The sequence below is a fragment of the Streptomyces sp. NPDC059477 genome, assembly GCF_042749375.1.
Taxonomy (GTDB): Bacteria; Actinomycetota; Actinomycetes; order Streptomycetales; family Streptomycetaceae; genus Streptomyces.
Genome location: NZ_JBHYUG010000034.1, coordinates 21,606 through 28,670 on the forward strand (window position 1 = coordinate 21,606; position 7,065 = coordinate 28,670).

Genomic DNA, 7,065 nt, shown 5'->3' on the forward strand with positions numbered 1-7,065 from the left:
TAGGGAGTGCCGGACCGACTCAGTAGACGGGCTTGTCCGGTTCGATCTGGTGGACCCAGCCGATGACGCCGCCGCCGACATGGACGGCGTCGGCGAAGCCCGCCGACTTCAGGACCGCGAGGACCTCCGCGCTGCGGACGCCCGTCTTGCAGTGCAGGACGATCTTCTTGTCCTGCGGGAGGGTCGCCAGGGCGGTGCCCATCAGGAACTCGTTCTTCGGGATCAGCTTGGCGCCCGGGATGGAGACGATCTCGTACTCGTTGATCTCGCGGACGTCGATGATCTCGATGTTCTCGCCGTCGTCGATCCACTCCTTGAGCTGCTTGGGAGTGATCGTCGAACCGGCGGCGGCCTCCTGTGCCTCCTCGGAGACGACACCGCAGAAGGCCTCGTAGTCGATCAGTTCGGTGACGGTCGGGTTCTCGCCGCAGACCGCGCAGTTCGGGTCCTTGCGGACCTTCACCTGGCGGTACTGCATCTCCAGGGCGTCGTAGATCATCAGCCGGCCGACCAGGGGCTCACCGATGCCGGTGAGGACCTTGATCGCCTCGGTGACCTGGATGGAGCCGATGGACGCGCACAACACACCGAGCACACCGCCCTCGGCGCAGGAGGGGACCATGCCGGGGGGCGGGGGCTCCGGGTACAGGCAGCGGTAGCAGGGGCCGTGCTCGGACCAGAAGACACTGGCCTGGCCGTCGAAGCGGTAGATCGAGCCCCATACGTACGGCTTGTTCAGCAGCACGCACGCGTCGTTGACCAGGTAGCGGGTCGCGAAGTTGTCGGTGCCGTCGACGATCAGGTCGTACTGGCTGAAGATCTCCATCACGTTGTCGGCTTCGAGCCGCTCCTGGTGAAGGATCACGTCCACGTACGGGTTGATGCCCTTGACACTGTCACGGGCGGACTCGGCCTTGGAGCGGCCGATGTCGGCCTGGCTGTGGATGATCTGCCGCTGGAGGTTCGACTCGTCGACCTCGTCGAACTCCACGATGCCGAGCGTGCCGACGCCCGCCGCGGCGAGGTACATCAGCGCCGGCGAGCCCAGGCCGCCGGCGCCCACACAGAGCACCTTGGCGTTCTTCAGCCGCTTCTGCCCGTCCATCCCGACGTCGGGGATGATCAGGTGGCGGGAGTACCTGCGGACCTCGTCTACGGTGAGCTCGGCGGCGGGCTCGACCAGGGGTGGCAGCGACACGGGGACTCCGTTGGTCGGTCTATCACTACGATTGTTCTCCCCGTAACAGTGCCACGGCCTTTTTCATTCCGAGACACCTGGTCCAAGGCGCGAGACAATCTCGTCCCAGTAGCCGGGCATGGCCGCCCAGGGGTCCTCGGCGCGGCCCGGATCGCCGCGGACGGCGCGGTCGGTGAACCAGATGGTGGCCGCGCCCTGCCAGCGGGCGATCCGCAGCGCCTCGTCGAGGTGCCCGCCCGGCACGCCGTGCACGAGGTGGCAGAACTTCTCCGGTGGATAGCCCGCGGTCCACTCGGGCACCTGCGACCAGCGGTAGTCGCTCCAGGGGCCGGAGAAGGTGACCAACTGGTCGGCGTTCTCGGCGTAGCCGGGGTGCGGATGGGTGCCGTGGCCGAGGACGACATGGGGGTCGCCGTCGCTGATCGCGCGGAGTGCGGTGACGGTGCGGCGGATCTCGGGGAGCGTGTCGCGGCCGGCCGGACAACGGTCGAGGAGGAAGCCGTCGGCGAGGTACCAGTCGAGATAACGGTGGGCGTCGGAGATCACCTCGCCGAAGCCGCGGGCGCCGTAGCCGGAGTCGATGCGGCCGAGGACCCGGACGCCGGCGTTGCGCAGCCGGCCCGCCGCCTCCAGGCAGTGCGGGTCGGGGCGGTCGCCGGGACCGTCGGCGACATCGAGGACGACCCAGTGCAGCGGGGTGCCGGGGTCGGTGAGCGCGGCCCACTCGGCGCGGGCGACCAGGGGGTGCGCGTAGCCGGGGACACCGAAGCCGGTGCCGAGATCGGTGCGGGGAGCGCTACGGCTGGTCGAGGTGCTCGGGGCGATCGGGGTACTCGGGGTGATGCTCGTCAGATACGACACGCGGCCTCCATCCAGATGTCGGCGAGGGATTCTTCGAGGTGGATCCGGGGCCGCCAGCCGAGCCGGTCGCGGGCGGTGCGCACATCGGCCTGCTGCCAGCTGCCACAGCCGTCCGGGTACGGGTACGCGACGGGGGCGATGTGGTCGGAGTCGCCCCGCGGGTGGCCGATGGTCGGGCGCAGCGGCGGGCCGGGCGGGCCGTCGAGTTCGTGCAGGGCACCGCCGTAGCCGGCGACCCGGGCGAGGGTGGCGGCGGCGTCGCGCAGCCGCACGGCACGGCCGGAGCCGATGTTGATCACGCCCTGGGCGGCCGACAGGGAGGCGGCGTGCACCGCGCGGGCCACGTCCCGTACGTCGATGAAGTCGCGCTGGGCGCCGAGGCCGCCGAGCTTGAGTTCGCCGTCGCCGGACTGCATCGCGCGGCGCATCGCCTCGGCGAGCCGGCCGAGCGGGGAGCCCGCCGGGGTGCCGGGCCCGGCCGGGGAGAACACCCGGAGCACGACGGCGTCGAGGCCGGAGCCGAGGACGAGTTCGGTGGCGGCGAGCTTGCTGACGCCGTAGGGACCGCCCGGTCGCGGGACGGCGTCCTCGGCGGTGGAGGAGCCGGGCTGGCTGGGGCCGTACTCGGCGGCGCAGCCGATCTGCACCAGGCGGGCGCCGCAGCCGCTGCGGCGCAGTGCCTCGCAGACGGTGGCGACGGCGACGGTGTTGTGCCGGGTGAGGTCGCGGGCGCCGCCGCGGGTGGTGCCGGCGCAGTTGATGACGACGCCGGGGTGGACCGCGTCGAGGAACCGGGTGAGCGCGCCGGGGCTGCCGGACGCGAGGTCGAACCGGACATCGGCGTCGTCGCCGCGGCCGAGCGCGGTGAGCTGGACGGCCGGGTCGGCGAGCAGCCGGTCGGCGACGAAGCGGCCGATGTATCCGTTGGCTCCGATCAGCAGAACCCTCATCGGGCGGCTCCCGGGGTGTGCGCTCCGGTGGTGCCAGAGGCGCCGTCGGCCCCTGGGGCTCCGGTCGCGCCGGGTCGGGAGGTGGTCATCAGGTGTTCTCCTTCGAAGGGGTGGTGCGGGGGCCTCCGGCGGGTTGCGGGGGGCCGGATGCCCGGGTGGGGCGGGCGGGGCTGGTGTGCCGGGGGTTGAGAGACGCGGATTGCCCGGGTGGGGGTGGCGGGCGCTGATTGGTTTCGGTTTCCGGGGTCGGTGTCGGTGTCGTCCGAGGGACTCCGGCGGTCATGCCCGTGCCAGGCGTGCGGTGTCCTGAGGCAACCAAGGCCCGGCGTGGAACCCGTCCCAGGACCGGCGGGCCGAGCCCGGGCGAGGCGACGCGAGGCGGCGCCCCACGACCAGGTGGGCGGCCCCGGGGCCGGCAGGCGCGGTGCCAGGCGGGCAGGTGCGGCCGACACGGCCCGTACCGGATGGGCGCGTCCGGCCGACAGGCCCCACAGCCGTCCGGCACATGTGTCGGGGTCACCACGGGGCCTCCGTTCTGGCGTGGGACGAGGCGCGGGTGAGGGTGCGGGAGGCGTGGGCGAGGAGGGTCAGGGTCGCCATGCCGCAGATCAGGGTCGGGATGCTGCCCGGTCCCCAGATGTCGACGAGGGTCTCGACCGGAAGGGAGAGGAAGTCGCAGCCCGGCAGCCGGGCGGCGAAGACCGTGGCCAGGGCGAGGGCCTCGGCGCTCGCGGCGACGGCGAGGACCATGGCCGGGGCGTGGGTGAAGCCGTGGAGGTGCAGCAGGCGGGCGAGCAGGAGGAGGGCGCCCAGGGTCAGGGTCTGCAAGAGGGCCGCTGGTTCGTCCAGGACCCGGGCGGAACCGGCGGCCAGGGCGACGAGGGCACCGACGTACAGGGCGAACGTGCCGAGCAGGAGGGGGCGTACGGATCCGGCGAACTCCGCCAGGCCGCGGCTGGCGGTGAGCCTGCGACGGGCCGCGGCGGTGAAGAGATGGGTCGTCCAGGCCGCGGGTGCGCAGGCCAGGGCGAGGGCCGGCAGGGGGGCCGTGGCCAAGGGCCAGGAGGCTGCGGCGGCGCCGTCCGGGAGGGTATCCGGGCCTCCGTGGATGGCGGCCCGGAGCAGACCGTCGCCGAGGACGGCGTACATGAGGAGCCAGCAGGTCCAGGTGCCGGTGGACCAGGAGGGGCCGGACCGTTCGCGGTGGGTGCCGAGCGGGCCTCGGGTCAGGGCCGCGCGCAGGCCGAGTCCGACGGCGAGGACACCGGCCGCGGCCACGAGGAGCCGGCTCTGGCCGTCGGTGAACCGCAGCCCGGCAAGGGTCGCGGCACACAGCGCGCCCGGCAGCAGTGTGCGGATCACCCACCCGGCCCGGACCTTCGCCGGTACCGGGGCCTCGGCGCGGGGGCGGGCCTCGCTGTCGCGGGGGACACGGGCGTACATCTCCTCCGCGAGGGAGAAGACGTCCCGGTGCAGGAAGCGCCCCGCCGTCCGGTCCGTCACACCGTGCGCCTCCAGTCCGGCGGCGATCTCCAGGGGGTCGACGGCCTGCTCGCACAGTTCGCGGTGGCGGTGCATCAGGGCTTTGACCGGATCGGCGGCGCCCCGGCGGGGTACGGCCGTTTTCCCGGGGGCGGGCAGCGGGTCGCTCACTCGTGGGGCAGCGCCGCCGGCCACATCCACCGAGGCCCAGGAGCGCGGGGAACCCGCGTCGTCCGTTGCCGCCGGCGAATCGCCCGGTACGGATACTCCGAGCCCTCCACCTCCGTCGCCCACCCATTTCTCCGACCGTGCGTCCCAAGCCCCCGGGCTGCTGGGCGTCCCCGGCCGATCCAGCCCGTTCGACGCGTTCAGCCCGTTCAATTCGTTCAACCCGCTCAGCTCGCCCAACCCGCTCAGTTCGTCCACCCCGCTCATCGAGCCCCCTCCCCCGCACTCGTCATCTCGGACGCCCGTACCGGTGGTCCCGCCGCCCACGATGGGAGGGCGCGGGGCGCGGTCGCGCGGGACGGGCCGGTCCAGTGGCCGGGGACACGGGCCTCGGCCGGGCAGGCGAACGGCAACGGCTCGCCGGTCGCGTCGAGGACGACACGGCGGACCGGCGACTGGGCGACGGCCTCCAGGTAAATGCCGTGAAATGCCGTGATGTTCTGCTCGACGCTGAACAGTTCGAGCGCCCGGGCGCGCGCCGCCTCCCCCAGGCGTGCACGGCGCGCGGGGTCGCGCAGCAGCGCCACGCACGCCTCGGCGAGCGCCCGTGGATTGCGCGGCGGCACCACCAGCCCCGTACCGCCGATGACCTCGACCACCGCCCCGACGTCCGTCGACACGGTGGCCCGGCCGCTGAGCATCGCCTCGACCAGGCTGAGCGGAAAGCCCTCGACGACGCTGGACAGCACGACGACCGCGCCGGAGGCGTAGGCCGCGGCCGGGGTCGGGATCTCCGGGCCGCCGATCTCCTCGAACGACACCGGGTTCTCGCCCACGGCGTGCGGCCCGGCCGCCTCGTCCGGGAACAGTTGTGCGGCCAGGGCCCGGCAGTGCGACCGATAGGCCACGCCCTCCGCGTCCGACGGTGCCCCCACCACCCGTAGCCGGGCCTGCGGCTCCGCCTTGCGGACCTCCGCGAAGGCATGCATCAGGGACACCAGGTCCTTGGCCGGTTCGACCCGGCCGACCCAGACCAGCGTCTTCGGATCGACGGCCCCGGGCCCACCCGGCCTCGCCCCCACGCCCGCCGCCACGCCCGACCCCGAGCCCGACCCGGCGCGCGGTTCCGCGCCCAGCCGACCGCCCTCGACACCCTGGCCGCCCTGGCCGCCCTGGGCACCCCGGCCACGCTGACGCCCCTGATCGCCCCCGGCCCCCTCGCCGTCCTCGCCCCCCTCGGCAAACGCCGCCGCGTCCATCCCCGGATAGACGATCCGCAACTTCCCCCGATCCGCCCCGCACCGCTCCTGCCAGCGCCGCGCATGCGTGTTGCCGTGGGTGACCAGGACGGCCCGGCGGTACACCTCCGCCGCCAGCCGTCCGTGGAAGGCGGCGAGCAGGGCCCGTACGGCAGGGGCCGCCGCGTCGGCGCCGGACGCCAGGTAGTGGGTGCGCAACGGCACGCCGTACTCCGTCACCACCAGCGGTACGCCGGTGAAGTGCCGGGCCAGCAGCCCCGGCACAGCGCCGGTGCCGCCGGACGTGGCATGGCACAGGTCGACCGAGCCGAGCGCGTCGTCCTCGTACCAGTCGAGGGAGAGGGGGCGCAGGGCGTGTTCGAGGTGTGCGGCGACGGTCAGGAGATCCGGGACGCGCGCCTCGCGCGCCGGGTGCGGTGCGCCGGGCGCACGGCAGGCGCGCTCCAGGGCGCGTACGGCGGCCTCCGAGCGGAGCGCGCCGACCAGCCCGCCCTCGTCGTGGGCGAGTTCCGCGAGCCCGTACAGCGCGTAGGCGAAACGGTCCGCCTCAAGCGCGAAGGCGGACGAATCATCCCGACCGTCACCCCCGCCGACGCCCCCGACGCCCTCGGCACTCTCGGCACTCCCGCCGGCACCCCCGCCGGCACTCACCCCCGCCCCCTCCACGCCCCCGGCGCACAACCCCCGCGCCAGCTCCCCGTACGCCTCCGCGAACCGCCGGCGCGCGCGCCGCCCGTAGCCGGCCCCGTCGTCCTCGGCCGTCCACAGCGGCGCGGTCCGCACCAGGCCGACCTGGGGCGGCAGCGACAGCCGACCCTCGTCCTCCTGGCGCTCGGTGCGGCTGAGCGCGTAGACATGGAACTCGTGCTGCGTGAGCCCGCGCACGAGCCGGTCGCACCAGAGCCCGGCGTCACCGCTCACATACGGATAGCCACCCTCCGTAAGCAGTCCGATGCGCATGTGTCCACCCCCGATCTCCCGTATGGGGAGCCGCCCTTGCCCCGGCGGCTCGCAGCGGGACGAACGTATGCGGACAAGGCGGTGGGGGGGGGGGGTGGGTGGGGAGGCGAGGGCCAAAACAGGGTGTGTGGAGTTGTGGAAAGCGAGGGGTGAGGGGGGGAGCGGGAGGAGCGAGGGGACGAGCCAC

The 7,065-nt window shown here is 73.7% G+C and carries 5 protein-coding genes; all 5 read right to left on the reverse strand.

Annotated features, from left to right (window positions below; genetic code table 11):
* Positions 1-19: 19 nt before the first annotated feature.
* A complete protein-coding gene (gene moeZ, locus ACFXAZ_RS18915) occupies positions 20-1,198 on the reverse strand; it encodes an adenylyltransferase/sulfurtransferase MoeZ (protein ID WP_384592026.1) in 1,179 nt (392 codons plus the stop codon).
* 63 nt (positions 1,199-1,261) lie between these two features.
* Entirely contained in the window at positions 1,262-2,023 is a 762-nt protein-coding gene (locus ACFXAZ_RS18920; RefSeq protein ID WP_384592157.1) for a spherulation-specific family 4 protein, read from the reverse strand.
* Between the two features lie 23 nt (positions 2,024-2,046).
* A complete protein-coding gene (locus ACFXAZ_RS18925) occupies positions 2,047-3,009 on the reverse strand; it encodes an NAD-dependent epimerase/dehydratase family protein (protein WP_384592028.1) in 963 nt (320 codons plus the stop codon).
* Between the two features lie 516 nt (positions 3,010-3,525).
* Entirely contained in the window at positions 3,526-4,890 is a 1,365-nt protein-coding gene (locus tag ACFXAZ_RS18930) for a hypothetical protein (RefSeq protein WP_384592160.1), read from the reverse strand.
* A gap of 32 nt (positions 4,891-4,922) precedes the next feature.
* Positions 4,923-6,878: a DUF3492 domain-containing protein gene (locus ACFXAZ_RS18935; RefSeq protein WP_384592031.1), complete on the reverse strand. Its 1,956-nt coding sequence runs from the start codon at positions 6,876-6,878 to the stop codon at positions 4,923-4,925.
* Positions 6,879-7,065: the final 187 nt, after the last annotated feature.